30 protein-coding genes are annotated in these 24,455 nt (G+C 61.5%); 26 read left to right on the top strand and 4 right to left on the bottom strand.

Annotated features, from left to right (window positions below; translation table 11 throughout):
- Positions 1-40: 40 nt before the first annotated feature.
- Positions 41-553 carry a single-stranded DNA-binding protein gene (locus tag VR71_RS16025; RefSeq protein WP_009818980.1) on the bottom strand — a complete coding sequence of 171 codons (513 nt, stop codon included), beginning with the start codon at positions 551-553 and terminating at the stop codon, positions 41-43.
- A 194-nt stretch (positions 554-747) separates the two neighbouring features.
- Here VR71_RS16025 and VR71_RS16020 point away from each other — a divergent pair, with 194 nt between their 5' ends.
- Positions 748-1,338: a lytic transglycosylase domain-containing protein gene (locus tag VR71_RS16020; protein ID WP_045685742.1), complete on the top strand. Its 591-nt coding sequence runs from the start codon at positions 748-750 to the stop codon at positions 1,336-1,338.
- 10 nt (positions 1,339-1,348) lie between these two features.
- Here the strand turns inward: VR71_RS16020 and VR71_RS16015 are convergent, their stop codons facing one another.
- Positions 1,349-3,001, bottom strand: coding sequence for an ABC transporter substrate-binding protein (locus VR71_RS16015; protein ID WP_045685741.1), 1,653 nt, complete (start codon positions 2,999-3,001; stop codon positions 1,349-1,351).
- A 103-nt stretch (positions 3,002-3,104) separates the two neighbouring features.
- Positions 3,105-3,911, bottom strand: a complete 807-nt coding sequence (locus VR71_RS16010; RefSeq protein WP_045685740.1) for an AraC family transcriptional regulator — start codon at positions 3,909-3,911, stop codon at positions 3,105-3,107.
- Between the two features lie 210 nt (positions 3,912-4,121).
- Between VR71_RS16010 and VR71_RS16005 the strand changes: the two genes are divergently transcribed.
- The 5 genes from VR71_RS16005 to VR71_RS15985 are packed head-to-tail and all read left to right on the top strand — an operon-like array spanning position 4,122 to position 8,103.
- On the top strand, positions 4,122-5,285 hold the full coding sequence (locus VR71_RS16005) for an isovaleryl-CoA dehydrogenase (protein WP_045685739.1): 1,164 nt from the start codon (positions 4,122-4,124) through the stop codon (positions 5,283-5,285).
- Complete coding sequence (locus VR71_RS25150; protein ID WP_296430478.1) at positions 5,282-5,743, top strand: lysozyme inhibitor LprI family protein; 462 nt, start codon at positions 5,282-5,284, stop codon at positions 5,741-5,743. Before VR71_RS16005 ends, VR71_RS25150 begins: the two co-directional genes overlap by 4 nt.
- 32 nt (positions 5,744-5,775) lie before the next feature.
- Positions 5,776-6,234 carry a lysozyme inhibitor LprI family protein gene (locus VR71_RS15995; protein WP_009818974.1) on the top strand — a complete coding sequence of 153 codons (459 nt, stop codon included), beginning with the start codon at positions 5,776-5,778 and terminating at the stop codon, positions 6,232-6,234.
- A gap of 4 nt (positions 6,235-6,238) precedes the next feature.
- A complete protein-coding gene (locus tag VR71_RS15990) occupies positions 6,239-6,529 on the top strand; it encodes a hypothetical protein (RefSeq protein ID WP_045685738.1) in 291 nt (96 codons plus the stop codon).
- Entirely contained in the window at positions 6,526-8,103 is a 1,578-nt protein-coding gene (locus VR71_RS15985; RefSeq protein ID WP_045685737.1) for an AMP-binding protein, read from the top strand. Before VR71_RS15990 ends, VR71_RS15985 begins: the two co-directional genes overlap by 4 nt.
- Before the next feature lie 71 nt (positions 8,104-8,174).
- On the opposite strand, the gene VR71_RS15980 is transcribed toward VR71_RS15985, so the two are convergent.
- Entirely contained in the window at positions 8,175-8,786 is a 612-nt protein-coding gene (locus VR71_RS15980; protein WP_009818971.1) for an OmpW family outer membrane protein, read from the bottom strand.
- Between the two features lie 137 nt (positions 8,787-8,923).
- On the opposite strand from VR71_RS15980, the gene VR71_RS15975 reads away from it, so the two are divergent.
- From VR71_RS15975 to VR71_RS15880, 20 genes are all read left to right on the top strand, one after another.
- On the top strand, positions 8,924-10,528 hold the full coding sequence (locus VR71_RS15975; protein WP_009818970.1) for a carboxyl transferase domain-containing protein: 1,605 nt from the start codon (positions 8,924-8,926) through the stop codon (positions 10,526-10,528).
- A gap of 12 nt (positions 10,529-10,540) precedes the next feature.
- Positions 10,541-11,137: a thermonuclease family protein gene (locus VR71_RS25145; RefSeq protein ID WP_296430474.1), complete on the top strand. Its 597-nt coding sequence runs from the start codon at positions 10,541-10,543 to the stop codon at positions 11,135-11,137.
- A gap of 69 nt (positions 11,138-11,206) precedes the next feature.
- Positions 11,207-13,150, top strand: a complete 1,944-nt coding sequence (locus VR71_RS15965; protein WP_045685736.1) for an acetyl/propionyl/methylcrotonyl-CoA carboxylase subunit alpha — start codon at positions 11,207-11,209, stop codon at positions 13,148-13,150.
- Positions 13,147-13,803, top strand: coding sequence for a glutathione S-transferase family protein (locus tag VR71_RS15960; protein ID WP_296430471.1), 657 nt, complete (start codon positions 13,147-13,149; stop codon positions 13,801-13,803). Before VR71_RS15965 ends, VR71_RS15960 begins: the two co-directional genes overlap by 4 nt.
- Entirely contained in the window at positions 13,800-14,459 is a 660-nt protein-coding gene (locus VR71_RS15955; protein WP_045685735.1) for a glutathione S-transferase family protein, read from the top strand. Before VR71_RS15960 ends, VR71_RS15955 begins: the two co-directional genes overlap by 4 nt.
- Positions 14,459-15,325 carry a hydroxymethylglutaryl-CoA lyase gene (locus VR71_RS15950; RefSeq protein WP_045685734.1) on the top strand — a complete coding sequence of 289 codons (867 nt, stop codon included), beginning with the start codon at positions 14,459-14,461 and terminating at the stop codon, positions 15,323-15,325. Before VR71_RS15955 ends, VR71_RS15950 begins: the two co-directional genes overlap by 1 nt.
- Complete coding sequence (locus VR71_RS15945) at positions 15,325-16,107, top strand: crotonase/enoyl-CoA hydratase family protein (RefSeq protein ID WP_045685733.1); 783 nt, start codon at positions 15,325-15,327, stop codon at positions 16,105-16,107. Before VR71_RS15950 ends, VR71_RS15945 begins: the two co-directional genes overlap by 1 nt.
- Before the next feature lie 220 nt (positions 16,108-16,327).
- Entirely contained in the window at positions 16,328-16,693 is a 366-nt protein-coding gene (locus VR71_RS15940) for an NADH-quinone oxidoreductase subunit A (protein WP_040650684.1), read from the top strand.
- Positions 16,684-17,217 (top strand): NADH-quinone oxidoreductase subunit B family protein, encoded by a 534-nt coding sequence (locus tag VR71_RS15935; protein WP_040650682.1) that lies wholly within the window; start codon positions 16,684-16,686, stop codon positions 17,215-17,217. The genes VR71_RS15940 and VR71_RS15935 overlap by 10 nt, the downstream gene beginning before the upstream one ends.
- Positions 17,214-17,816: an NADH-quinone oxidoreductase subunit C gene (locus VR71_RS15930; protein WP_009818961.1), complete on the top strand. Its 603-nt coding sequence runs from the start codon at positions 17,214-17,216 to the stop codon at positions 17,814-17,816. The genes VR71_RS15935 and VR71_RS15930 overlap by 4 nt, the downstream gene beginning before the upstream one ends.
- Positions 17,816-18,016: a hypothetical protein gene (locus VR71_RS15925; RefSeq protein ID WP_254656447.1), complete on the top strand. Its 201-nt coding sequence runs from the start codon at positions 17,816-17,818 to the stop codon at positions 18,014-18,016. Before VR71_RS15930 ends, VR71_RS15925 begins: the two co-directional genes overlap by 1 nt.
- The gene (locus tag VR71_RS15920; protein ID WP_009818959.1) at positions 18,016-19,236 is read left to right on the top strand and encodes an NADH-quinone oxidoreductase subunit D; all 1,221 of its coding nucleotides are present in this window, start codon (positions 18,016-18,018) and stop codon (positions 19,234-19,236) included. The genes VR71_RS15925 and VR71_RS15920 overlap by 1 nt, the downstream gene beginning before the upstream one ends.
- The gene (locus tag VR71_RS15915; protein ID WP_009818958.1) at positions 19,236-19,598 is read left to right on the top strand and encodes a hypothetical protein; all 363 of its coding nucleotides are present in this window, start codon (positions 19,236-19,238) and stop codon (positions 19,596-19,598) included. Before VR71_RS15920 ends, VR71_RS15915 begins: the two co-directional genes overlap by 1 nt.
- Complete coding sequence (locus tag VR71_RS15910) at positions 19,595-20,347, top strand: hypothetical protein (RefSeq protein ID WP_009818957.1); 753 nt, start codon at positions 19,595-19,597, stop codon at positions 20,345-20,347. The genes VR71_RS15915 and VR71_RS15910 overlap by 4 nt, the downstream gene beginning before the upstream one ends.
- Positions 20,344-20,625, top strand: coding sequence for a hypothetical protein (locus VR71_RS15905; protein ID WP_009818956.1), 282 nt, complete (start codon positions 20,344-20,346; stop codon positions 20,623-20,625). The genes VR71_RS15910 and VR71_RS15905 overlap by 4 nt, the downstream gene beginning before the upstream one ends.
- A 2-nt stretch (positions 20,626-20,627) precedes the next feature.
- Complete coding sequence (locus VR71_RS15900) at positions 20,628-21,824, top strand: NADH-quinone oxidoreductase subunit E (RefSeq protein ID WP_045685732.1); 1,197 nt, start codon at positions 20,628-20,630, stop codon at positions 21,822-21,824.
- Positions 21,825-21,859: 35 nt separating this feature from the next.
- On the top strand, positions 21,860-22,564 hold the full coding sequence (locus VR71_RS15895; protein WP_045685731.1) for an NADH:ubiquinone oxidoreductase: 705 nt from the start codon (positions 21,860-21,862) through the stop codon (positions 22,562-22,564).
- Positions 22,561-22,800 carry a DUF5337 domain-containing protein gene (locus tag VR71_RS15890; RefSeq protein ID WP_045685730.1) on the top strand — a complete coding sequence of 80 codons (240 nt, stop codon included), beginning with the start codon at positions 22,561-22,563 and terminating at the stop codon, positions 22,798-22,800. The genes VR71_RS15895 and VR71_RS15890 overlap by 4 nt, the downstream gene beginning before the upstream one ends.
- 4 nt (positions 22,801-22,804) lie before the next feature.
- Positions 22,805-24,100 carry an NADH-quinone oxidoreductase subunit NuoF gene (nuoF, locus tag VR71_RS15885; RefSeq protein WP_045685729.1) on the top strand — a complete coding sequence of 432 codons (1,296 nt, stop codon included), beginning with the start codon at positions 22,805-22,807 and terminating at the stop codon, positions 24,098-24,100.
- The gene (locus VR71_RS15880) at positions 24,097-24,450 is read left to right on the top strand and encodes a hypothetical protein (RefSeq protein WP_045685728.1); all 354 of its coding nucleotides are present in this window, start codon (positions 24,097-24,099) and stop codon (positions 24,448-24,450) included. The genes nuoF and VR71_RS15880 overlap by 4 nt, the downstream gene beginning before the upstream one ends.
- Positions 24,451-24,455: the final 5 nt, after the last annotated feature.

The following is a 24,455-nucleotide window of genomic DNA, read 5'->3' as shown; positions in this document are numbered from 1 at the left end:
AAGCGCATGGTTCGTTAAGTCTGGGTTAAGTCGTGCCGATTCAGAACGGGATTTCGTCATCCATGTCGCGCGAGGGGCGGCTGCCGCCCGAGGCCGGGGCGGCGGCTGGAGCCGATCCGTAGTCGCCACCGTAATCACCGCCGTAGCCCTGATCCTGACCGCCACCATAGCTGCCACCACCACCGCCAGCCCCGCCCTCAGCGCGGCCATCGAGCATGACCAGAGTGGCGTCAAAGCCCTGAAGCACGATTTCGGTGCTATATTTGTCCTGCCCTGACTGATCCTGCCATTTGCGGGTCTGCAGCTTGCCCTCAAGATAGACCTTGGAGCCTTTGCGCAGATATTGCTCGGCGACGCGCACCAGCCCTTCGGAGAAGATGGCGACGGAGTGCCATTCGGTCCGCTCGCGGCGTTCGCCGGTGGCGCGGTCCTTCCACGTTTCGGAGGTGGCGATGCGCAGGTTGCAGACCTTGCCGCCGTTCTGAAAGGTCCGGACCTCGGGGTCGCGGCCCAGATTGCCGATGAGAATTACCTTGTTGACAGAGCCGGACATCGCGCCCTCCTTGAATCATGTCGTGGTTCGCGTTTGACGGTTACACCACCGCATTGGCGTGAAGGAAAGGTTAAAATTGTCGATAAATGCGGTGAAACTTGCCGATGTTGCGGAAAGTGCGAAAAGAAATGCTCGAATTCCGCGCCGGATTGCCTATAGTGCCCGGCAGAGACACGGATGGGGGCAGTACCGGAATGCAGCGGATCGCAAGCGCGCTTGTGGCCTTTGGGCTAATGTTACCGGGTGTGGCAGAGGCAGACGTGCTGTCGAGCAAGAGTCGGGTCAGTCTTTTCAAATCGCAAACCAGCGTTCTGGATAATCGGGCGCGACAGCAATACAACAATTCGGTGCGATTGCAGCCGCAGCGCGTCAAAACTCCGACAATGTGGGATGATCTGGCCCCGACCTTTCGGGGGGCGTATCGCGGTCCTTATCTCGAGATGGCGAAACAGGCGGCGCGACGCTATCGCGTACCCGAGGATCTTTTTCTGCGTTTGGTGCAACAGGAGTCTGGCTGGCGAGCCGATGCGCGGTCGCACAAAGGGGCGATTGGCCTTGCTCAGTTGATGCCACAGACGGCGCGCAATCTGGGGGTCAATCCGCATGATCCGCTTGAGAATCTCGAGGGCGGGGCGCGCTATCTGGCCGAGCAGTATCGCATGTTCGGATCGTGGCGGCTGGCTTTGGCGGCCTATAATGCTGGGCCCGGCGCCGTGCAGAAATACGGCGGTGTGCCGCCCTATAAAGAGACCCGGAATTACGTGAAGGTCATTCTGGGAAGCTGATCTGTCCGCTTCAGGTCGCAAATCCGATTTTGTACAGGTGAATTTCGTTGGCGGGATGCTTTGCGGCATTTACCAGCCCCGGCCGATGATGATTATAGAGCGCGCGCCAATAGGGTTGGATGATGACGCCCTCGTCGCGCAGGGTGGTTTGTAGCCGGGCCATGATCCCGCGGCGGCGATCGGGATCGTCGAGGTGATTGGCCTCGTCGAGAAGGGCATCAAACTCTTCATTGGCAAAGCCGCTTTCGTTCCACGCCGCGTTTGAGCGATAGGCAAGGCTCAGCACCTGCACGTCGAGCGGGCGGTGGTTCCATTGGGTCGCTGAAAAGGGAAACTCGCGCCAGTTGGCCCAAAACTCGGGGCCGGGTAGGATACGGCGGCGCACGGTGAGACCGGCGTCGCGCAATTGCGCCGCAACCGCATCGCCGGTGTTGCGCTGCCATTCGTCATCGACGGTCACAAGTTCATGTTCGAATCCCAGAAGGCCAGCCGCCTCAATCTCGGCGCGGGCGCGGCCGGGGTCGTAGGAGGCCGGGCCAATATCGGCGTAAGCAGGGTGGATCGGGCTGACATGGTGATTGGCTGCAACTGTACCGCGCCCGCCGTAGCCAAGTTCGAGACAGATCTCATTGTCCACCGCCAACGCCAAGGCACGCCGTATGGCGCGGTTCAAATACGGGTTGGTGCCCACCATACGCGCAGTCTGAGAGGCGCGGATCACGGTGGTGGCGGCGGTTTCGGTCCGGGTGCCGATCCAGCCAATGGCGTCCATCGCATCAATGAAATCGCCAACGGTTTCGTAGAGTAGGTCGATGTCGCCACGCTCGGCCGCGCTGAGCCAGCCCGAGGGGTTGGTGCCAAAGTCGATGAATTCCACCCGGTCGAGCCACGGCCCGCCAAAAATCTCGGTGCCCCACCAGCTATGATCGGGGTGACGTTCCAAGATGCAGCGCTCACCGGGCACGAGGCTGACGGGGCGGAATGGACCGGTGCCGATGCCGTGTAGAAAAGGATCGCCGCCCTCGTAGCTCTGATGCACGATCGCCGCGGGATAGTCCGACATATTGGCGATGACCGAGATGTCGGGCTGTGAGAGGTTGAGCGCGACCGTCAGATCATCCAGCACGGTGATACCCCCGTCGCGGGCTTGTCCGGTGCCGGGGTCGATCAGACCGGCAAAGCGTCCGGCCATTGAATTGCCCACCGCAGAGGTGTCGCACCAACGCACGATATTGCGCGCCACATCCTGAGCGGTGAAGAGATCGCCATTGTTCCAGATCACACCGGGGCGCAGATGCAAGAGGTAGCGGGTGGCATCCTCATTCACCTGCCAGCGCTCGAGCAGCATCCCGGTGAATGTACCATCGTTCTGATATTCCACCAGATACTCGAGAAAGCCGCGGGTCTGATTGCCAAGCTCGCTCCAGTCATAGCTGCGCGGATCGGTGAGGGCTTTGACACTCTGTTGAATGCGAAGTGTGCCGCCCTGAGCGGGAGCCGGCTGAGCCTGCGCGGGGCGCGTGAGGCCGCCCAGCGCATAGGCGGCACTTGCGCTGAGGCCGAAGGCGGTGGCGCGGCTCAGGAATTCACGTCGACCCATCTGACCTTCACGCAGGGCGCGGGCGTCGGTGAGTGTGGCGGTGTGAGAAAACTGGCGCGGCATCTGAGGCTTTCGCAGAGTGGAGACTCGTAGGGTCGTTGGTCGGGTCCTGAACATTAGATAATGCGTGCGTATAAAGAGCAACCCATTGTGGGCCAGGTGAGGCTCAGGTCGCGAGGGCGGCGGGCTTGCGCGTGGATGCTCCAGCGCGGAGTGCAGAGGGGGTAAGGCCGGTATGCTGCAAGACGAAGCGCGAGAAATAGGCAGCGCTGCCAAAGCCAAGGGTTGCGGCGATCTGGCCTATCGGTAGATCGCCCGCCTCCAACATGTCGCGCGCAGCGTGCAAGCTGCGTTCGGTGAGAAGATCGGCGGCGGTGAGGCCGGAAGCCTGCTTGCATACCCGCGTGAGATGGGTCGGCGTGACGCCCAGCGCACGGGCATAGACCGCCATCGCGCGCCCACTGGTGAAATCGCGGGCAACGAGGGCGGCATAGGCCTGCATCAGACGGGTGCTGGAACTGGGGCGCTCTTGCGGTCCTTGGGCAATCATGGCGCGGCGCAGCCAGACGGTCAGCATCCGCGCCTGCGCATTCAGCGCCTCGTCCATAAAGTCGCGGCGGGCAGATTGCTCGCGCTGCATCGCTTCGAGAATTGCGGTCAATTCGTTCTGGCTGGTGACGTCGCGGATGCGCAGATGATGGGCGGTATCCGGCAAGAGGATTGGGCCACCGGCAGGGAGGATGCAGACCTGTCCAAACCCGGTCTTGCCCAGATCGAGCGCGAACATGGTCCCGGCTGGAATGGCCAGTGCATTATGCACGCCCACGCCGCGCCGCACCCCGTCGATAATGGCGATTCCCTGACCTCGTGTGATCCAGACCAAGGCGTGATGGTCACAGCTATGCTGAAGAGTGAGGCGCCAATCGGTCCCTTTCGCCCATTGCACCACGGTCTTGATCTCGGCATGCGCCATCTTTGGGGCCTAAAAAAAGTTGCGTTTTCACAAGTATTGCATGCTGAATACGGCAAGTCAGGGGTAAAAGTCTGGAATATCTAAAATATTGGACTGGGATCGGCGGTGTGACGCCTAAGGTTGGAAATTTGCGACGATTGACGGATGGAAATCCTTGAGTGTATAAAATGAACAAGTGTTCAATAAATCCGTTTCGGAGGAGGAAACGCGATGTTCAATGCGGTCATGCAGTTTGATCTGGGCGAGGATGTGAATGCCCTGCGCGAGATGGTGCATCGTTGGGCGCAAGAGCGCGTCAAGCCGATGGCAGCGGAGGTTGATCGCAGCAACGCCTTTCCCAACGCGCTCTGGCGGGAAATGGGGGATCTGGGCCTTTTGGGGATCACCGTGCCCGAGGAATATGGCGGGGCAGGGATGAGTTACCTCGCCCATGTGATCGCGGTCGAGGAAATTGCGCGCGCCTCTGCCTCGGTCTCGCTGAGCTATGGCGCGCATTCCAATCTCTGCGTCAATCAGATCAAGTTGAATGGCACGGCTGAGCAGAAGGCCAAGTACTTGCCGGGGCTCGTCAGCGGGCAGCATGTCGGCGCGCTGGCCATGTCTGAGGCGGGCGCGGGCAGTGATGTGGTCAGCATGAAACTGCGGGCCGAGAAGCGGAACGATCATTACAAGCTGAATGGCAGCAAGTACTGGATCACCAACGGGCCGGACGCCGATACTTTGGTGGTTTACGCCAAGACCAACCCGGACGCCGGATCCCAGGGGATCACGGCCTTTCTCATTGAAAAGACGATGAAGGGGTTCAGCACGAGTCCGCATTTCGACAAGCTGGGGATGCGCGGCAGCAATACCGCTGAGCTGATCTTTGACGACGTTGACGTGCCGTTCGAAAATGTCTTGGGCGAAGAGGGCCGGGGCGTGCGCGTGCTCATGTCGGGTCTCGATTACGAGCGCGTCGTTCTGGCGGGCATCGGCACGGGCATCATGGCGGCCTGCCTCGACGAGATCATGCCCTATCTGGCGGAGCGCAAACAGTTTGGGCAGGCCATTGGCTCGTTCCAGCTGATGCAGGGCAAGATCGCGGATATGTATACGGCTATGAATTCTGCGCGGGCTTATGTCTATGAGGTGGCCAAGGCCTGTGACCGGGGTGATGTGACCCGGCAGGATGCGGCGGCCTGTTGTCTCTATGCCTCTGAGCAGGCGATGGTGCAGGCGCATCAGGCCGTGCAGGCAATGGGTGGGGCAGGCTTTCTTGCCGATGCGCCGGTGGCGCGCCTTTTCCGCGATGCCAAGCTGATGGAGATCGGGGCAGGCACGTCTGAGATTCGGCGCATGCTGGTGGGACGCGAATTGATGGGGGCGATGGGGTGAGACTGGCTTTGGTCCTCATGGTCATAGCGGGCGCCGCACTGGGTCAGGATGCCGTCGTCGATGAGGCCATTGTGAAGGCGTGTCATGCCGAGGCTGGACCAGGAGAGGATCAACCCTCTTGCGTCGGTGCGGCGGCACGGATGTGTCAGGCACAACCCGGCGGCGATACGACCTTGGGGACCACAGAATGTCTCATGGCGGAAACGGCGGTTTGGACAGATCTGATGCACGCGGCCTACGCCGCTCAGGTCGAGGCGCTGGACGAGGGTGAGCGCAACCTTGAGGCACAGTTGGCCGTCGCGCAGGACGCGTGGAACGCATATCGCGAGGCGGAATGCGGGCTGCGCTATGGCTACTGGATTGATGGATCAATCCGAACGATCATAGCTGCGGCGTGCCACTTGGAGAAGACGGCGGCACGCACACAGGAACTACGCAGTCTGGGGGATATGGAATGACAGCCGTGAGGCGAGTTATGGACCTATGTGGCGTGCTGATCTTGAGCGCAACACCGCTTGTCGCACAGGACTTGGTGTTTGACATCGCGCCGGTCGAGGCCTGTATTCGCGCAAACGGTGGCGAGGCCTGCGCGGGCAAGGCGGCTTCGGCCTGCATGGAGGCGACGCCAGGCGGGGGAACAACGGTCGGGATGGGCGGTTGTCTCGATCGAGAGCGGGCGCAGTGGGACGGGTGGCTGAACACGGTCTATCAGCAACTTTACGCGAAACTGGCGGCTCAGGATGCGCAAATCCAATCCTATGCGCCAAAGCAAGCCGAGGCGCTGCGCGACATGCAAAGGGCGTGGATCGAGTTTCGCGACGCGAAATGTGGGTATGAGGCGGCGCAATGGGGCGGTGGCACCGGGGCTGGACCTGCGGCGGTGAATTGTCACTTGCACGCGACCGCGCGGCAGATGCTCTATCTGCAATCCAGTCAACTGGGGCACTGAGGTCATGTCACGCCGTCTGCTGTTCCTGCCTCTGATTGCGCTCATCGCGGCCGCGGCCGGATTTGGGCTCATGCTGGGAGGGCGTGCGGCGACGACGACCGAGACTGAGGTGATCGAGCGTGTGGTGGCGGTATATCTGAGCGATGCGGGGGTGGGGGCCGCGCGGTCGGATTGTGCTGCGCGCCCGGCGGCGAGCGCCGATCTCTGGCTGGTGGTGGCCTGTGGGCCCTATGAATATTTTGTTGATGCCTATGGCAGACTGGTCCATGTGAACGCGCCCGAGGCTGCGTCATGAGCGGCGCGCGTCCGCTTTTGGAGCGCGCGCCTTATGAGGCGCTTTACGATGGGTTCCGCTGGGAGATCCCTGCGCGTCTGAACATGGCGGCGCAGGTCTGCGATGTCTGGGCCGCGTCAGAGCCTGAGCGCGTGGCGATCATCGACCTCTCGGGCGAGGGGCCACAGGAGGTCCGGTACGGCGCATTGCGGCGCATGGCGGATGGTCTGGCGCAGGCGCTGGTGGCGCGGGGTGTTCGGCGCGGCGATCGTGTTGGCGTGTTGCGCGCCCAAGGGGCGTGGTGTGCCGCGGCCCACATCGCGATCTGGAAGGTCGGCGCAATCTCAATACCTTTGTTCAAACTCTTCATGCAGGATGCCTTGACCAGCCGAGTGGGCGACGCTGGGGCGCGGGTGGTCGTGACTGATCCTGATGGCGTCAGGATGCTGCGTGCTTTACCCGAGGTCGCGACTTTGGTGCCCGAGGACGAAGGGCTGACCGAGGCGCGGTTTGAGACGGTCGATACGGGCGCGGATGAGCCTGCCGTGCTGATCTACACAAGTGGCACGACAGGCAGCCCCAAGGGTGCGTTGCATGCGCACCGGGTGCTGACCGGGCACCTGCCGGGCGTCGAGATCAGCCATGATTTTCTGGGCCAGACCGGCGATTGCCTCTGGACGCCTGCGGATTGGGCGTGGATTGGCGGGCTCTTCGATGTTCTGATGCCGGGATTGGCGATTGGCGTGCCGGTGGTCGCGGCGCGCATGGTCAAGTTCAGCCCAGAGGAATGCATTAAGATCATCGAGCAAGGCTTTGTCAAAAATGTATTTTTTCCCCCAACTGCGCTGCGCATGCTCAAAGCGACCGATGCGCGGATCACCGGGTTGCGGAGCGTGGCGAGCGGTGGAGAGCCTCTTGGGGCGGAAATGCTCGACTGGGGACGACAGGCGTTGAATGTGACGATCAACGAGTTCTACGGGCAGACAGAGTGCAATATGGTCGGGGCGTCTTGTGGCGCGCTGTTTGAGACGATGCCGGGCTGTCTGGGGCGGGCGGTTCCGGGGCATGCGGTGGCCGTCATTGACGACGCGGGTCACGTCACGGATGGTGAGGGAGAGATTGCCGTGCGGCGCGGATCGGCCTCAATGATGCTGGAATATTGGCAAAGACCGAGAGAGACAGCAGAGAAATTTCGCGGCGACTGGCTCCTGACCGGGGATCGCGGTGTGATCGAAGGCGGTTATATCCGTTTTGTCGGGCGCGAGGATGATGTGATCACCTCTGCCGGGTATCGGATCGGACCGGCTGAGATTGAGGATTGCCTGCTGACCCATCCAGCCGTGGCGACCGTGGGTGTGGTGGGCAAGCCTGACCGCCTGCGCACCGAGATCGTCAAGGCCTATGTCGTGCTGAAAGCAGGTGTATCGCCCTCGACCGCCTTGGCGACAGAGTTGCAGGATCACGTCAAGGCACGTCTCTCGGCCTATTCCTATCCCCGGGACGTTGCATTTCTCGATGCTCTGCCGATGACGGTGACGGGCAAGGTGATCCGCAAGGATCTCAGAGCGCGTGCGGCGGCGGAGGGGCTGGAATGATGGTCCCGATACAGGAAAAATGGGCTGGCACATTGGCCAGCCCCTTCAGTTCGATCCTGTTTGGGAGGGGATCAGAACTTCATCACGTAAGCGGCGTTGAAGATCCACGGATCAATCTTGACCTTGCCGATGTTTACACCACCGACTTTTGCGTCGGTTTCGATGTCGATGTAGCGCACGTCGAGGCGAAGCGCGGATTTCTCGCTGATGGCATAGTCCGCACCCGCATGCAGGGCGAGACCCCAAGAGTCGTCGAGGTCGATCGAGACGCCGTTCAGCGGACCCTTGCCCTTTTCATCAAAGAAGTAGGTGTAGTTGATGCCGACGCCGACGAACGGGGTGAAGGCGCTGGAATTGGTGAAGTGATACTGCAACGACAGGGTCGGCGGCAGATGCTTGGTCTCGCCAACCGTACCGGCACCGCCAAGGTCGATGTCATGCTCGAAGGGCCAAGAGGCCAGAAGCTCGATACCGATTTTGTCGGCAACGAAGTATTCCACCGTGATCGTCGGGCTGAAGGCGCCATCGGCGCTGACCTTGCCTGCGGCTGTATTGCTGCCGTCGCCGGGTTCGATCCAGCCGAGGCCGAGACCGAGAAGGAAGTCGCCCTTTTCTTGGGCGAAGGCCGGAACTGCCGCAGAAGCCAGCAGGGCCGAGAGGGTGAGGGCGGTGATATGTTTCATGGTCTGTCCACTCTTGTTCTTACCGGACGGGGTATGCGCCCATCCGACTCGGAAAACATTGATTTGGGTCAAGTTGCCCGGTTGCTGCGGCGCTGCGGTAAATATGCAACAGGATTGCCCAACCAAGGGGAAAGCTCATGCGTTTGACATCATCCGTTCTGACGGGGTCCGAGGTATTCAAGGCCAATCGCGCCGGCCATCTCGAAGCTCTGAGTTTGGTCCGCGAGGCTGCCGACTGGGCGGCAGCAGGAGGCGGCGCGCAGGCGCGCGAGCGGCATGTGTCACGCGGCAAGATGTTGCCGCGCGACCGGGTGGCGGGCCTGCTTGACCCCGGCAGCCCGTTTCTGGAGGTGGGCGCCACGGCGGCGCATGGGCTCTATGATGGGGCCGCCCCCTGTGCCGGGGTGATTGCGGGCGTGGGGCGCGTCATGGGGCGCGAGGTGATGGTGGTGTGCAATGACGCCACCGTGAAGGGCGGCACCTATTATCCCATGACGGTCAAGAAGCATCTACGCGCGCAGGAGATCGCCGAGGAATGTCACCTGCCATGTGTCTATCTGGTGGATAGCGGCGGCGCGAACCTGCCCAATCAGGATGAGGTATTTCCGGACCGCGACCATTTCGGGCGGATTTTTTACAATCAGGCCCGGATGAGCGCCAAGGGCATCGCGCAGATTGCTGTGGTGATGGGCAGTTGCACCGCTGGTGGCGCCTATGTGCCCGCGATGAGCGATGTCACCATTATCGTGCGCGATCAGGGGACGATTTTTCTGGCAGGCCCGCCCTTGGTCAGGGCCGCGACGGGCGAGGTTGTCAGCGCCGAGGATCTGGGCGGCGGCGACGTCCATACGCGCCTCTCGGGCGTGGCGGATTATCTGGCCGAGGATGACGGGCACGCGCTGGCACTGGCGCGGCGGGCGGTTGCGTCGCTGGGCAGCGGGGGCGCGCCGACTCTCCGTTGGGAGGCACCCGAAGAGCCGGCCTATGACCCCGAGGAATTGCTGGGTGTCGTGCCCGCCGATCTACGCACGCCCTATGACATCCGCGAGGTCATTGCGCGCGTTGTCGATGGCTCGCGGCTGGATGAGTTCAAGGCACGGTTTGGCGAGACGCTGGTGACGGGCTTTGCCCATATCAAGGGCTGTCCGGTGGGGATCGTGGCCAATAACGGCGTCTTGTTCTCTGAAGCCGCGCAAAAGGGCGCGCATTTCGTGGAACTGTGCAGCCAGCGGCGCATCCCTCTGGTGTTTCTGCAAAATATCACCGGTTTCATGGTCGGCCGCAAATACGAGAATGAGGGCATCGCGCGGCACGGGGCCAAGATGGTGACGGCGGTGGCGACAACCTCCGTGCCCAAGATCACCATGGTGGTGGGTGGCTCCTTTGGCGCGGGCAATTACGGCATGGCGGGGCGCGCCTATCAGCCACGTTTCATGTGGTCCTGGCCCAATAGCCGGATATCGGTGATGGGGGGCGAGCAGGCGGCGGGGGTGCTGGCGACGGTGCGCCGCGACGCGATCGAGCGCAAGGGTGGCACCTGGTCGACCGAGGACGAGGCCGAGTTCAAGCGCCCCACGGTCGAGATGTTCGAGCGGCAGGCGCATCCGCTCTATGCGTCTGCGCGGCTCTGGGATGACGGGATCGTCGACCCGCGCAAGAGCCGCGATGTGCTGGCGTTGTCCTTGCGCGCGGCGCTCAACGCGCCGGTTGAAGAGACGCGCTTTGGCGTGTTTCGGATGTGAGGGGCGGGTGACGTGCGAAAAGGCAAGATCACACGGTTCTATCGCGGGGCGCGCCGACATCCGAAATGGGATCTTGGAACGCCGCCGAACCCGCGCGACCGCTCTGCCTTACGCCTCGCACGACGCGGGTTGCGTGACAGAATACTCGATCCCGCGTTTTATCTGCGCGGTGTGATGGTGTTGGGGACGGTCACTTTGATCCTTTTACCGCTTGGGGCGGATATTTTCACCACGGCGCGCATTGGCACGCTGGCGGTTTCGGGGAGTCAGAGCCCGGGGTGTCGATTGGCCGGTGTGACTGATGGCGATACGGTTCGGCTCTACTGTCCGAATAGAGGGCTCATTTCTGCTCGGCTGACGGGGTTCGACACGCCAGAATTGTTCTCGCCGAAATGCGCATCGGAACTCAAGAATGCCATACGTGCGAAATGGGCGCTGAGATGGATGATGATGACGGCCCAAGAGGTGACGTTCGTTCGAGAGGGGACGGATCACTATGGGCGTGCTCTGGTCTTTGCATCCGTGGATGGCGTTCCGGTGGCGCGTTCGATGATCGCCCGTGGAATGGCGCGGTCTTATGATGGCGAAGCGCGACTTGGGTGGTGCTGAGGATAATCAAAATGGGGCATGCCGTGAAGATTGAGTATTTGAAGAACGATGAAACTGGGAGCATGTGCCATGTTTGAGCGGATATTGATCGCGAACCGGGGGGAGATTGCTGGCCGGGTCATGCGCACGGCACGGGCGATGGGCGTCGAGGTGGTGGCGGTCTATTCCGACGCCGACCGGGGGGCCGCACATGTGGCGCTGGCCGACCGGGCGGTATGGATCGGGGGGGCGGCACCAGCCGAGAGCTATTTGCGCGGCGAGGCCATTATCGCGGCGGCGCTGGAGACGGGGGCGCAGGCCATTCACCCCGGCTATGGTTTCCTGAGCGAAAACCCCGATTTTGTCGAGGCCGTGGAGGCGGCGGGGCTGGTCTTTATCGGCCCCTCCTCGGCGGCCATTCGGGCGATGGGCCTCAAGGATGCGGCGAAGGCGCTGATGGAAACGGCGGGCGTGCCGGTGGTGCCGGGCTATCATGGGGCCAATCAGGACCCTGAGCATCTTGCCGGGGCGGCGGAGGCGATAGGCTATCCGGTGCTCATCAAGGCCGTAGCGGGGGGGGGCGGCAAGGGGATGCGGCTGGTGGAGCGGCCTGAGGATTTTGCCGACGCTCTGGAGAGTGCGCAGGGTGAGGCGCGCACGGCCTTTGGCAATGCCGCCGTTCTGATCGAGAAATACATCCAGAAGCCCCGGCATATCGAGGTGCAGGTGTTTGGTGATGGCCACAAAGCGGTGCATCTTTTTGAGCGTGATTGCTCGCTCCAGCGGCGGCATCAGAAGGTGATCGAAGAGGCCCCCGCGCCCGGCATGACGTCCGAGGTGCGCGCCGCCATGGGGCAGGCAGGGGTGCGCGCGGCGGAGGCGATTGGCTATGCGGGGGCCGGCACGGTCGAGTTCATTGTCGATGGCTCAGACGGGCTGCGCCCGGACCGCTTTTGGTTCATGGAGATGAACACCCGGCTGCAAGTCGAGCATCCGGTGACGGAACTGATCACCGGCGTCGATCTGGTGGAATGGCAATTGCGGGTGGCGGCGGGTGAGGGGTTGCCGCTCGTCCAAGAGGAGTTGACGATCAACGGTCACGCCTTTGAGGCGCGGCTCTATGCCGAGGATGTGCCCAAAGGGTTCTTGCCCGCCACGGGGCGGCTGACGCATCTGGAGTTTCCGGCGGGTGTTCGCGCCGATAGCGGCGTGCGGGCGGGCGATGAGATCAGCCCCTGGTATGATCCGATGATTGCCAAGGTGATCACCCATGGCCCCACGCGCGCGGTGGCGTTGCGACGGCTCTCGGCGGCGCTGGCGGGAACCGAGGTGGCCGGGACGGTGACGAACCTCGGGTTTCTGGGGGCGCTGGCGCGGCATGCGGGATTCGCGGCGGGCGAGGTCGATACCGGGCTGATTGCGCGCGATAGTGAGGCGCTGGTGATGGTGCCTGAGGCGGGGTCAAGCGAGGTGGCTTTGGCGGCGCTGGCAGGGTTGGGGCTGCTGGACGATTCGCCGCCCGATGCGGGCTTTGTCCTCTGGGCACCGCTCGAGCGGGAGGTGGTGTTGATCCATGGCGGCGAAGAGACCGCGGTGCGGCTGATGACACACGGGGGCGATGCGCATGATCTGCGGGTAGGGGAGGCGCTGGTCGAGGTACGGCGCGTCGATGGTCGCTGGCGGCTGGATGGGCAGCCTGCGCCGAATGTGGCGGTGGATGGCAGCCGGATCACGGTTTTTGCGCGCTATGGGCTTAGTTTTGATCTGGTCGATCCCTTGGCGCGGGAAGGGGCCGCCGGGGGCGATGCCACCTTGATCGAAGCGCCGATGCCGGGGCTGGTCAAGGCGGTCTATGCCACGCCGGGGCAGGCGGTGGCCAAGGGCGACCGCTTGGCGGTGCTGGAAGCGATGAAGATGGAACACAGCCTCTTGGCCGCACGCGACGGGGTCGTGGCCGAGGTCTTGGTGTCGGCGGGTGATCAGGTCAGTGCCGGGGCGGCGCTGGTCCGGTTGGAAGACGCCGGTCAGACATGACGGACGCCCCGCATGTGATAGGCTACGGGCCGAGCGTCTATACCCGCGCGGTGCGAATGGCGCTCGTTCTCAAGCAGGTAGCCTACGATTATTCGGAAATTGACCCATTCGAGCCGAACCAAGCTGACACGCTCGGTCAAATCCACCCGTTCCACAAGGTGCCGGTGATTGAGCATCGAGGCTTCAGGCTTTCGGAAACGCAGGCCATTCTGGACTACATCGACGGAGTGTTCCCGGGGTTGGCATTGATGCCTCAAGATGTACTGGCCAGGGCCCGGGCCCGACAGGTTATGTGCATCACGGATTCCTATCTGTATCGACCTCTGATCACGCAGGCCTTTTCGCACGGCGTGTTTCGGCCGCTTGTCGGCGAAGCGTTCGACCCTGCCGAAGTCCATGCGGGGTTGATCGAGGCACCCAGAGTGCTGGACGCCTTGGAGGAGATCGCCGCTGAGGGGCAGGTCTTGACGACCGGGTGCCTGTCGCTTGCGGACTGTCTGCTCTGGCCGATGATGGATTATTTTGCCATGCTGCCGGAAGGAAGACAGATGATGACACAGCGCAGCGCGTTGTGGGCATGGGCACAGTGGATCGGGGAAACGCACGTCGCCGAAGTCACGCGGCCCGAGTTGGTAGGAGACAAGGTATCATGATTGCCCTACACCACGTGCCGCTCGCACGGTCGTTTCGGGTTATGTGGCTCTTGGAGGAGATGGGGCTGGATTATGAGGTGAGGTATTATTCGATCCGCGACGGCTCGATGCGCAGCGCGGCGTTTCTGGCGCTGTCGCCTGCCGGGCGCGTGCCGGTGTTGGAGCATCACGGCGCGGTCTGGTTCGAAAGTGCCGCGATTGTGCAGCTTTTGTGCGAGACCGATCCGGAGGCGGGGCTGATGCCCGCGTTGGGAAGTGCGGAGCGGGCGCGGTGTCTGGAGATATTCGGCTATGCCGAAACGGTGGGCTGTCTTTTGGAGAACCTCAACCTCAATCAGGTGTTTTTGCGCCCGCCCGCGCAGCCATCTCCGGTGGTGGTCAAGCTGCTCAATGCCCGCCTGCGCACGAGCCTTGCGGCGATGGAAGCGCGGATGGAGGCGGATTACCTCTTGCCCTCGGGCTTTTCGGCGGCGGATGTGATGTTCGCCTATGGGTTTGAATTGGCGCGCTATTACGTCGATCTTGCGGCCTATCCCCGGCTCATGGCTTACTGGGCGCGGTTGCGTGCGCGACCGGGCTATAGTCGGGCCAAGGCGCGGGACGGGGTTCAGGATATCTACACCCAAGAATTTTATCCGGTCTCGGAGGGGACGTGATGGCAGAGCATGTCGAGATTTTCGAGGTCGGTCCGCGCGACGGGTTGCAGAACGAGGCGCGGCACATTCCAACGCGGGACAAGATCGCTTTCGTGGATTGCCTGAGCGATGCGGGGTTCTCACGCATCGAAGTCGCGAGTTTCGTGAGCCCAAAATGGGTGCCGCAGATGGCGGATTCGGGCGAGGTGCTGCGCGGTATTCGGCGCGCGCCGGGGGTGCGTTATGCGGCCCTCACGCCGAATATGCGTGGGCTTCAGGATGCGCTGGAGGCGGGGGCGGATGAGGTGGCCATCTTTGGGTCCGCCTCGGAGGGGTTTTCACGCGCCAATATCAACGCCACGATTGACGAGAGCCTCGCGCGGTTCGCGCCGGTGATGCAGGCGGCGGGGGCGGAAGGGCTGCGCGTGCGCGGCTATGTATCCTGCGTGGTCGAGTGCCCCTATGACGGGCCGGTGGCCCCGGCTGAGGTGGCGCGGGTGGCTGAGGCGCTTTGGTCCATGGGCTGCTACGAGATCAGCCTTGGCGATACGATTGGGCAGGGCAGGCCCGAGGCGGTCGGGGCGATGCTGGCGACGGTCACGGATGCTGTGCCGGTGGATCGGCTGGCGGGGCATTTCCATGACACCTCGGGGCGCGCGCTCGAGAATATCGAGGTAGCCTTGGCGCAGGGGGTGCGGGTGTTTGATGCCGCCGTGGGGGGCCTCGGGGGCTGTCCCTATGCACCGGGAGCCGCTGGAAATGTGGCGACCGAGGAGGTGCAGGCGCGTCTTGAGGCGCTTGGCTATGAGACCGGGTTGGATCGCGAGGTCTTGACCAAGGCCGCCGAGATGGCGCGGGCGATGCGTTCGGGGCAGGGAGAGGGCTGATGTTCGAGACAATCCATGTGAACCGGGACGCGCGTGGCGTGGTGACGCTCACGCTGGACCGGGAAGAAAAACACAATGCCATGTCGGCGCAGATGATCGCCGAGTTGCACGATGCGGCGGAAACCTTGGGCGCGGATGCTGAGGTGCGGGTGGTCGTGCTGGCCGCGCGTGGCAAGACATTCTGCGCGGGCGGTGATCTGGGCTGGATGCGGGACCAGTTCGAGGCGGAGCCTGAGGCGCGGGGGCGTGAGGCCGCAAAACTGGCGTATATGCTTCAGGCGCTCAATACCCTGCCCAAGCCGCTGATTGGCCGGGTGCATGGCAATGCCTTTGGTGGCGGTGTCGGCCTGTTGAGTGTATGTGATGTGGCGATTGGTGCGGATCATGCGCTGATGGCCTTGACCGAGACTCGGCTGGGCTTGATCCCCGCCACAATCGGCCCCTATGTCGTTGCGCGGATGGGAGAGGCGCGGGCGCGGCGCGTATTCATGTCGGGACGCCGGTTTGACGCCGCCGAGGCGGTGCAGCTTGGCCTTTTGGCGCGGGCCGTGCCCGAGCGCGATCTGGATGCCGCCATCGAGGCTGAAGTGGCACCCTATCTGGACTGCGCACCGGGGGCGGTGGGACAGGCCAAGGCACTGGTGCGCGCCCTTGGTCCGCAGGTCGATGACGCAACGATAGCGATGACCATCGCGGCGCTTACGACCTGTTGGTCAGGCGACGAGGCCCGCGAAGGCATTGGCGCATTCTTTGACCGGCGCAGACCGGCCTGGCAGGTCTGAGTCGCGCGCTTTTGCCGCGCTGCACGAGTGTCTGGTCAGGGAACATGGCCAATTTAACCCATTTCCGGCATACCGCTGCATGCATAACAAGAGAATCCCGCAGACTTGAGGGTCAAACCTGCGCGCGCTCGGTTGACCCCTGCCAAGGGCGGGTTTAAACCCGCGTAAGTCATGCAGCCATCTTGATGCGCCGATCCTCGCGCATGAAAGGAGCCACCCCGTGGAAGAGATGCTGAGGGAATACCTTCCCATCCTCGTTTTCCTGGCCGTTGCCATTGGTTTGGGCCTTGTTCTCATCCTTGCCGCCGTCATTCTGGCCGTCCGCAACCCCGATCCCGAAAAGGTCAGCGCCTATGAATGCGGGTTCAATGCATTCGACGACGCGCGGATGAAGTTCGACGTGCGATTCTATCTGGTGTCGATCCTCTTCATCATCTTCGATCTCGAAATTGCGATGCTGTTTCCATGGGCGGTGGCGTTTCAGGATCTGAGCATGGCAGCGTTCTGGTCGATGATGGTGTTTCTGGGCGTGCTGACCGCAGGGTTCGCCTATGAATGGCGCAAAGGAGCGATGGAATGGCAGTGATGACAGGTGCCAATACCGCAGGGCCGGACCGCGAGGTCGCAACGCAGGCACTGAACGCCGAGTTGCAGGACAAGGGATACTTGCTGACCTCGACCGAGGATATCATCAACTGGGCGCGCACCGGGTCGCTGCATTGGATGACCTTTGGTTTGGCGTGCTGTGCTGTCGAGATGATGCATACCGCCATGCCGCGTTATGATGTGGAGCGTTTTGGCTTTGCGCCGCGCGCCAGCCCGCGCCAGTCGGACGTGATGATCGTGGCCGGAACGCTGACGAACAAGATGGCCCCGGCGCTGCGTAAGGTCTATGACCAGATGCCAGAGCCGCGCTATGTGATTTCTATGGGAAGTTGCGCCAACGGTGGCGGTTACTATCACTACAGCTACAGTGTTGTGCGCGGTTGCGACCGGATTGTGCCGGTGGATATCTATGTACCGGGCTGCCCACCAACGGCAGAGGCCCTGGTTTATGGCATTCTGCAATTGCAGCGCAAAATTCGCCGGACGGGGACAATTGTCAGATGAGCGCAACACTCAAGGAACTTGGCGGCTATATCGAGGCGAAGCGCGTGGATTGCGTGCTGGGCTGGGAGGTCGCGCATGGCGAATTGACGGTCGATGTGGCGATCAATCATATCGCGGGGCTTGCGGAGTTTTTGAAAACCGACCAGAACTGCGCCTTTTCCTCGCTGGTTGATATTACGGCGGTGGATTATCCCGAGCGGGCGAAGCGGTTCGATGTGGTCTACCATTTCCTTAGCATGTACCAAAATCACCGCATCCGTTTGCGGGTGGCGGTCCGCGAAGAGGATATGGTTCCCTCGATCACCGAGCCCTATCCGGCGGCCAACTGGTTCGAGCGTGAAATTTTCGACATGTTTGGCATTCTCTTTTCCGGCCATCCAGATTTACGCCGCATCCTGACCGACTACGGATTTCGCGGGCACCCGCTGCGCAAGGATTTCCCGACCACGGGCTACACTGAGGTGCGCTATGACGAGGTGCAAAAGCGCGTCGTCTATGAGCCTGTGAGCCTTGTGCAGGAATACCGGCAGTTCGATTTCATGAGCCCATGGGAGGGTGCCGAATACATCCTGCCGGGTGATGAGAAGGGGGCGAAGTGATGGGAGGTTACGGTATGGGCGGTGGCGGCCTGATCTTCATGCTGATCTTCGCCGTGCTGATTGTGATTCCTTTCTGGAAATTGTTGCCGAAGTTCGGCATCCCGAACTGGGTCAGTCTTGTCGCTATCATCCCACTTGGGGCACTTGTTCTGCTCTGGATCATGGCGTTCCGCGATCAGTTTGACGGAGGACGTGGTTAATGGACGGCAGCAAAGGTTTCGATGACGCCCTGACGGGCGAGCAGAAGATCCGCAATTTCAACATCAACTTTGGGCCGCAACACCCTGCAGCGCATGGGGTTTTGCGTCTGGTACTAGAGCTGGATGGTGAGTTGGTGGAGCGGTGTGACCCGCATATCGGCCTGCTGCATCGTGGCACCGAAAAGCTGATGGAGAGCCGGACCTATCTGCAAAACCTGCCCTATTTCGACCGGCTGGACTACGTGGCCCCGATGAATCAGGAACATGCCTGGTGTCTGGCCATCGAAAAGCTGACCGGCGTTGAGGTGCCGCGCCGCGCGAGCCTCATCCGGGTGCTCTATTGCGAGATTGGCCGTATCCTCAACCACCTCCTGAACGTCACCACGCAGGCGATGGACGTGGGCGCGCTCACCCCACCGCTCTGGGGTTTTGAAGAGCGCGAGAAGCTGATGGTGTTCTATGAGCGGGCGTGCGGTGCGCGTCTGCACGCGGCCTATTTTCGCCCCGGTGGCGTGCATCAGGACCTGCCGACCGAGTTGATCGACGATATCGAGACCTGGGCCAATGAATTCCCTAGGGTGCTGGATGACATCGACGGGCTGCTGACCGAAAACCGGATTTTCAAGCAGCGCAATGCCGATATTGGCGTCATCAGCCAGCAAGAGGCGCTCGATTGGGGCTTTAGTGGCGTGATGGTGCGTGGCTCTGGCATGGCGTGGGATCTGCGCCGCGCCCAGCCTTATGAATGCTATGACGAGTTCGATTTCCTCATTCCGGTGGGCAAGAATGGCGATTGCTATGATCGCTATCTGTGCCGGATGGAAGAAATGCGCCAATCGCTGCGGATCATCCATCAGGCGATTGAAAAATTGCGCGCCCCCGAGGGGCAGGGTGAAATTCTGGCACGGGGCAAGATCACCCCACCCAAACGCGCCGAGATGAAGCGTTCGATGGAGGCGCTGATCCACCATTTCAAGCTCTATACCGAGGGATTCCACGTCCCTGCGGGCGAAGTCTACGCTGCGGTCGAGGCGCCCAAGGGTGAGTTTGGCGTGTATCTGGTGGCAGATGGCACCAACCGCCCGTATCGAGCCAAGATCCGTGCGCCCGGCTTCTTGCATTTGCAGGCGATGGATCATGTCGCCAAAGGTCATCAACTGGCCGATGTCGCGGCGATCATCGGGACGATGGATGTCGTATTTGGGGAGATCGACCGATAATGAGTTGGGCAAGCCTTGCCATAGCACTTTCGGGTGCGGGTGTGCTGGTGACGGGGCTGCTTGCGGGCCTGTTCCTGCGCGACCCGGTGGCAGGGATGGCTGCAACGACGCATCGCGCCGAACAGTTGCCGCAGGTGATGGCAAACCGATATGTTGCCATGCTCATCCTGACCGTTGGGGCGACGATTTATGGTGATGTCAAAGTGATTGCGCTGCTCTTTGTGGCCTTCTCCTACATGGCGTTTCACGATGCCTGGATCTATAGCCGAGCAGGACAATCGGTGGCCAAGCATATCGGTGCCGGGGTTGCCGCTCTGAGTGTTGTGATGGTGGCACTCTTGGCAGTGGGGCAGGGCGCATGAAGGGTATCGTTACGCTTTTAGTTGCGGCGCTCCCTGCGTTGGCTCAGGCTCAGGCCGTGCCTTCAGAGCGGATCGAGGAATTCGTTGGCGTAATGGCCGAGCATGCCTGTCGGATGTCGCCCTATCAAGCAGACAAAGTCATGCCTGATGCTGGGTTCGCTGACAAGGATGAGAGCAAGGCGATCACTGAACAGCTCATCACCGAAGAGCGCGCGCGCATTCTCGATGGGCAGTTGGTGGTCTTTGGAGGCGCCTGTGGCGGCAAGCTTGATTATTCGGGCCGCGAGCGATTCTTTGCCGCGATTGCAGACAATAATTGCGCTATGACGATTGAAGAAGCCAAGCTCTTGTTGCCGCGTGTGGGTGTCGAGATAACCGAAGTGCAGCTCTTGATGGACAAGATGGAGCGGATGTCGGAAATCCGCGTGTCTGACGATCAAAAGGCGGTATTTCTGGAACAGAGCCTCTGCGACAAATTCAAGGGTCTGTCGGCGGATATGATGAAGAGCAATCCCGAAACCGCCGTTGCCCCACGCAACCCCGCGCAATTGCGCACAGATTTGATCGCTTATATGAAGACCGTCGATTGCAAACTTGGTCGAACAGACGCTGATAGCCAACTTCCCGCCGCTGGTTTCACCACCAAGGAACTGCGCCCCGTGATTGGCAAAATGATTGCGGACGGCGAGGCCGTGATGAATGTCGACGACGATTCCCTGACCCTTTCGCAAGAGGTGTGTTCCGAATGATGCATGCACGTGTCGCAGCGCTCGCCGCTTTGGCCTTGGTTGCGGGCTGTGGCCTGCCACCGCAGGGAGTGACCCAACAGGATATCGCCCTCTACGATGCTGCTGCCGCTTCATTGGGGTGCTCCATGGTGACCGAACCTGACTATCTGGCAGCCGAGATCCAGACCGGGCTGGAGCGGCAGCAATTACTTGATATCACTGCCTATAAATTGTCCTCGGGCGGAGCCGTTCGGCTGCCTGATGGGGGCGTGAAACTGACTACAGGAGCCTGTGCCTGAGAATGCTACGTCGTCTCTATCATAAACAGCCCGAGAGCTTTGCCTTCAGCCCCGCCAATCAGGCCTGGGCTGAGGGGCAGATCAGTAAATATCCCGAAGGCCGACAAGCCAGCGCGATCATCCCGCTTTTGTGGCGGGCTCAAGAGCAAGAGGGCTGGTTGAGCCGTCCGGCGATCGAGCATGTCGCGGATTTGCTGCGGATGGATTACATTCGCGCGCTCGAGGTGGCGACGTTCTATTTCATGTTCCAGTTGCAGCCCGTGGGCAGCGTGGCGCATTTCCAGATTTGCGGCACGACGACCTGCATGATCTGTGGTGCTGAGGATCTGATAGCTGTCTGTCAGGACAAGATCGCACCCAAAGCGTTCGAGCTGTCGGCGGATGGTAAGTTTTCCTGGGAAGAGGTTGAGTGTCTGGGGGCTTGTGCCAACGCGCCGATGGCGCAAATTGGCAAGGATTATTACGAGGATCTGACGACCGCGCGCTTTGCCGAGATCATCGACGAACTGGCCGCAGGCAAGGTGCCGGTGCCGGGGCCGCAAAATGGCCGCTACGCCGCTGAACCAAAGTCGGGGTTGACCAGCCTCAAGGAGTTCGAGAGTGGTCGGGCACAGTATAATGCTAGCGCACAGGCCGCGGTGGATATTGGTGATACGGTCAAACGGATTGATGGAACTGAGGTTCCGCTTCTAACGCCGTGGCGCGACAAGGGTGCGATGCACAAGCCCGCGCCCTCTGCGGTACAGCAGAACGCCGAACCGGTGGCGATCGTGCCCAAGGTAGCAGCCGGCACGCCTGCAGATGCCACCGGGGCTACCAAGGCCGAGGCGCAGGCGACGGCTACGGCGAAACCGGCAGTGGAACCGGCGGCCAAGCCCGTGAAAGCGGCGGCTGAGGCTGAGGTCACGCCGGGCAAGAAGCCCAAAGTAATGAAGTCACCGCGGAAATCCGGCCCGGATGATCTCAAGATGATCAAGGGTGTCGGTCCCAAGCTGGAGCAGCTTTTGCACAGCATGGGCTTTTACCACTTTGATCAGGTGGCAAGTTGGACGGAGGAGGAGATCAGTTGGGTCGATCAGAACCTTGAAGGTTTCAAGGGACGGGTCAGCCGGGACAACTGGGTTGAGCAGGCAAAATTACTGGCTGACGGCAAAGAGACGGAGTTCTCTGCCCGGGCCAAGAAAGGCGGAGTTTACTGAACACGCCTGCTTGAACAAAACAGGGGGTTACTGTCATGTCTGATACGTCGAAATTGAGCACTTGCCAGATCGTAAGTTGGGGTCTCGCGGCCCTGTCGGGGATACTGGTGGTCTGGTCAACCACGCCTGCCGTCGGTTTCTTCGCAGCGCTGCTGCTTGGATTGGCGTGTGCGGTGTTCTTTGGTCTGGTGCTGACAGGGCTGGTCTGTACCGGCTACAGCGCGGAGGACCGGGGGATCGCGGTCAGCGATGTCGAGGCAACGTTGCGCGGCGTGACGGGAATTACGGGCTACAAGGCCCCCGATGTTGAAGACGACGCTCCGGTCGCGGCATCGCCGGCACAATCCGCGCCGGTGCCGACACCCCAAGCCCAGCCGAAATCGGGGGGCACCGACACGGGGCCAAGCAGCGCGGCGCGGGCCAATGACGGCGATGACGAGGCGGTGGGTACGCAACCTGAGGCATTGGCCAAGCCACGCGGAGGTAAGGCGGATGATCTCAAGCAGATCAAGGGCGTGGGGCCCAAGCTCGAAAAGCTCTGTAACGCGATGGGCTTTTACCACTTTGACCAGATTGCAGGCTGGTCGGCAGACGAGATTGCCTGGGTTGATGCCAATCTCAAAGGGTTCAAGGGGCGGGTGACACGCGATAACTGGGCCGCACAGGCCAAGACGCTTGCCGCTGGTGGCGAGACCGAGTTTTCGAAACGCGTCGCAAAGGGCGGCGTTTACGAGGAATGATGCAAGCGATGAGCGCGCAGGACAGAGACAGGCAAATGGCACGCAAGGGCCGCACCGTGGGTGTGGTGATTGCAGCGACTATGCTGATCTGGATGGCCGCTCAATGGCTGGGCGCACAGATGGAATGGCCGATAAGGTTCGTTTTTTTGTTCGATCTGGCCGCCATTGCCGCCTTTGTATGGGCGTTGGTGGTGACTTATCAAATCTGGCGCATGCGCCGGGACAATCAGGGGTAGCGGAATGCTCAAGGACCAGGACCGTATCTTTACCAATCTCTACGGGATGCATGATCGCAGCCTAAAGGGTGCCTTGGCGCGGGGGCATTGGGATGGCACGGCCAAGATACTGCAGAACGGCCGCGATTGGATCGTGAACCAGATGAAGGCGAGTGGGCTTCGCGGCCGTGGCGGTGCGGGCTTTCCTACGGGCCTGAAATGGTCGTTCATGCCCAAGGAAAGCGACGGGCGCCCATCCTATCTGGTGGTCAATGCCGATGAATCCGAGCCGGGAACCTGCAAGGACCGTGAGATCATGCGCCATGATCCACACACACTGATCGAAGGCTGTTTGATAGCAAGTTTCGCGATGAATGCGCATGCCTGCTACATCTACATCCGCGGGGAATACATCCGCGAAAAAGAGGCGCTTCAGGTCGCTATTGATGAGGCGTATGCGGCGGGACTGGTTGGCAAGAATGCCTGTAAATCCGGCTGGGATTTCGACATCTACCTTGCACATGGGGCAGGCGCTTATATCTGCGGCGAGGAAACGGCGCTCCTTGAAAGCCTTGAGGGCAAAAAGGGTATGCCTCGGATGAAGCCACCCTTTCCGGCGGGCGCGGGCCTCTATGGCTGTCCGACCACGGTGAACAACGTGGAATCGATTGCCGTGGTTCCGACCATCCTGCGCCGTGGCCCTGAGTGGTTTTCAAGCTTTGGCCGTCCGAACAATTCGGGGACCAAGCTCTTTGCGATTTCGGGTCATGTGAACAACCCCTGCGTTGTTGAAGAAGCGATGTCGATCAGTTTTGAAGAGCTGATTGAAAAGCATTGTGGCGGGATTCGCGGTGGCTGGGACAACCTTAAGGCTGTGATCCCCGGTGGCTCCTCCGTGCCGTGCATTCGTGGCGAACACATGCGCGAGGCGATCATGGATTTTGATTACCTGCGCGAACAACGCTCGGGCCTTGGCACGGCAGCGGTCATCGTGATGGACAAGTCCACCGATATGATCAAGGCGATCTGGCGGCTCTCAAAATTCTACAAGCATGAAAGCTGCGGTCAGTGCACGCCCTGCCGTGAGGGCACCGGCTGGATGATGCGGGTCATGGACCGGCTGGTGCGTGGCGATGCCGAGGTCGAGGAAATCGACATGCTTCTCGACGTGACCAAGCAGGTCGAGGGCCACACCATTTGTGCGCTTGGTGACGCGGCGGCTTGGCCGATTCAGGGCCTTATCCGTAACTTCCGCGACGAAATCGAGGATCGGATCAAGTCGAAACGCAGCGGACGCGTCAGCGCCGTGGCGGCGGAATGAGCGCCTTGCGTGCATATCGTCTCGCAGGGATTGCCCTGATTGCGATGACCGTGCTCGCAGGCTGTGCAGAGCGCGAGGAGCGGGTGCTGTTCAACGGCAACTACTATCCCGGCAAGGCGCGGGCACAGAAAGAGGACCGGCGCAATTTCACTGCCTCGGTACGGCGTGCCGGTCGTGGACTCGAGGGCGCGCAACAGGCCGTCCTGTACGAGGCAACGCGGTATTGTCTGACCAATTTCGGCACCTCCGAGATTGCTTGGTCCGGCGTGCCTGTCGGGGCTGAAGGACCGGTTTACGGGCGCTCCGGGGACACGGTATCAGTCAGGGGACGCTGCATTATATGGTCGTAAACCGT

It is taken from the genome of Roseovarius sp. BRH_c41 (genome assembly GCF_000961715.1).
Classification (GTDB): Bacteria; Pseudomonadota; Alphaproteobacteria; order Rhodobacterales; family Rhodobacteraceae; genus Roseovarius.
The sequence above is the reverse complement of the archived record's forward strand: the minus strand, read 5'-3'. Positions and strand labels throughout refer to the sequence as shown.

What these genes read in the sequence shown, in the direction of transcription:
- VR71_RS15895 (WP_045685731.1), top strand. Translation starts at nt 21,860, where the DNA reads ATGTCTGATACGTCGAAATTGAGCACTTGCCAGATCGTAAGTTGGGGT.
- VR71_RS15980 (WP_009818971.1), bottom strand. Translation starts at nt 8,786, where the DNA reads ATGAAACATATCACCGCCCTCACCCTCTCGGCCCTGCTGGCTTCTGCG.
- VR71_RS15930 (WP_009818961.1), top strand. Translation starts at nt 17,214, where the DNA reads ATGAGCGCAACACTCAAGGAACTTGGCGGCTATATCGAGGCGAAGCGC.
- VR71_RS15965 (WP_045685736.1), top strand. Translation starts at nt 11,207, where the DNA reads ATGTTTGAGCGGATATTGATCGCGAACCGGGGGGAGATTGCTGGCCGG.
- VR71_RS16025 (WP_009818980.1), bottom strand. Translation starts at nt 553, where the DNA reads ATGTCCGGCTCTGTCAACAAGGTAATTCTCATCGGCAATCTGGGCCGC.
- VR71_RS16005 (WP_045685739.1), top strand. Translation starts at nt 4,122, where the DNA reads ATGTTCAATGCGGTCATGCAGTTTGATCTGGGCGAGGATGTGAATGCC.
- VR71_RS15905 (WP_009818956.1), top strand. Translation starts at nt 20,344, where the DNA reads ATGATGCATGCACGTGTCGCAGCGCTCGCCGCTTTGGCCTTGGTTGCG.
- VR71_RS15945 (WP_045685733.1), top strand. Translation starts at nt 15,325, where the DNA reads ATGTTCGAGACAATCCATGTGAACCGGGACGCGCGTGGCGTGGTGACG.
- VR71_RS15955 (WP_045685735.1), top strand. Translation starts at nt 13,800, where the DNA reads ATGATTGCCCTACACCACGTGCCGCTCGCACGGTCGTTTCGGGTTATG.
- nuoF (WP_045685729.1), top strand. Translation starts at nt 22,805, where the DNA reads ATGCTCAAGGACCAGGACCGTATCTTTACCAATCTCTACGGGATGCAT.
- VR71_RS16020 (WP_045685742.1), top strand. Translation starts at nt 748, where the DNA reads ATGCAGCGGATCGCAAGCGCGCTTGTGGCCTTTGGGCTAATGTTACCG.
- VR71_RS15950 (WP_045685734.1), top strand. Translation starts at nt 14,459, where the DNA reads ATGGCAGAGCATGTCGAGATTTTCGAGGTCGGTCCGCGCGACGGGTTG.
- VR71_RS15890 (WP_045685730.1), top strand. Translation starts at nt 22,561, where the DNA reads ATGATGCAAGCGATGAGCGCGCAGGACAGAGACAGGCAAATGGCACGC.
- VR71_RS15985 (WP_045685737.1), top strand. Translation starts at nt 6,526, where the DNA reads ATGAGCGGCGCGCGTCCGCTTTTGGAGCGCGCGCCTTATGAGGCGCTT.
- VR71_RS15925 (WP_254656447.1), top strand. Translation starts at nt 17,816, where the DNA reads ATGGGAGGTTACGGTATGGGCGGTGGCGGCCTGATCTTCATGCTGATC.
- VR71_RS15920 (WP_009818959.1), top strand. Translation starts at nt 18,016, where the DNA reads ATGGACGGCAGCAAAGGTTTCGATGACGCCCTGACGGGCGAGCAGAAG.
- VR71_RS15900 (WP_045685732.1), top strand. Translation starts at nt 20,628, where the DNA reads ATGCTACGTCGTCTCTATCATAAACAGCCCGAGAGCTTTGCCTTCAGC.
- VR71_RS15910 (WP_009818957.1), top strand. Translation starts at nt 19,595, where the DNA reads ATGAAGGGTATCGTTACGCTTTTAGTTGCGGCGCTCCCTGCGTTGGCT.
- VR71_RS15880 (WP_045685728.1), top strand. Translation starts at nt 24,097, where the DNA reads ATGAGCGCCTTGCGTGCATATCGTCTCGCAGGGATTGCCCTGATTGCG.
- VR71_RS16015 (WP_045685741.1), bottom strand. Translation starts at nt 3,001, where the DNA reads ATGCCGCGCCAGTTTTCTCACACCGCCACACTCACCGACGCCCGCGCC.
- VR71_RS15990 (WP_045685738.1), top strand. Translation starts at nt 6,239, where the DNA reads ATGTCACGCCGTCTGCTGTTCCTGCCTCTGATTGCGCTCATCGCGGCC.
- VR71_RS15975 (WP_009818970.1), top strand. Translation starts at nt 8,924, where the DNA reads ATGCGTTTGACATCATCCGTTCTGACGGGGTCCGAGGTATTCAAGGCC.
- VR71_RS15960 (WP_296430471.1), top strand. Translation starts at nt 13,147, where the DNA reads ATGACGGACGCCCCGCATGTGATAGGCTACGGGCCGAGCGTCTATACC.
- VR71_RS15935 (WP_040650682.1), top strand. Translation starts at nt 16,684, where the DNA reads ATGGCAGTGATGACAGGTGCCAATACCGCAGGGCCGGACCGCGAGGTC.
- VR71_RS16010 (WP_045685740.1), bottom strand. Translation starts at nt 3,911, where the DNA reads ATGGCGCATGCCGAGATCAAGACCGTGGTGCAATGGGCGAAAGGGACC.
- VR71_RS15915 (WP_009818958.1), top strand. Translation starts at nt 19,236, where the DNA reads ATGAGTTGGGCAAGCCTTGCCATAGCACTTTCGGGTGCGGGTGTGCTG.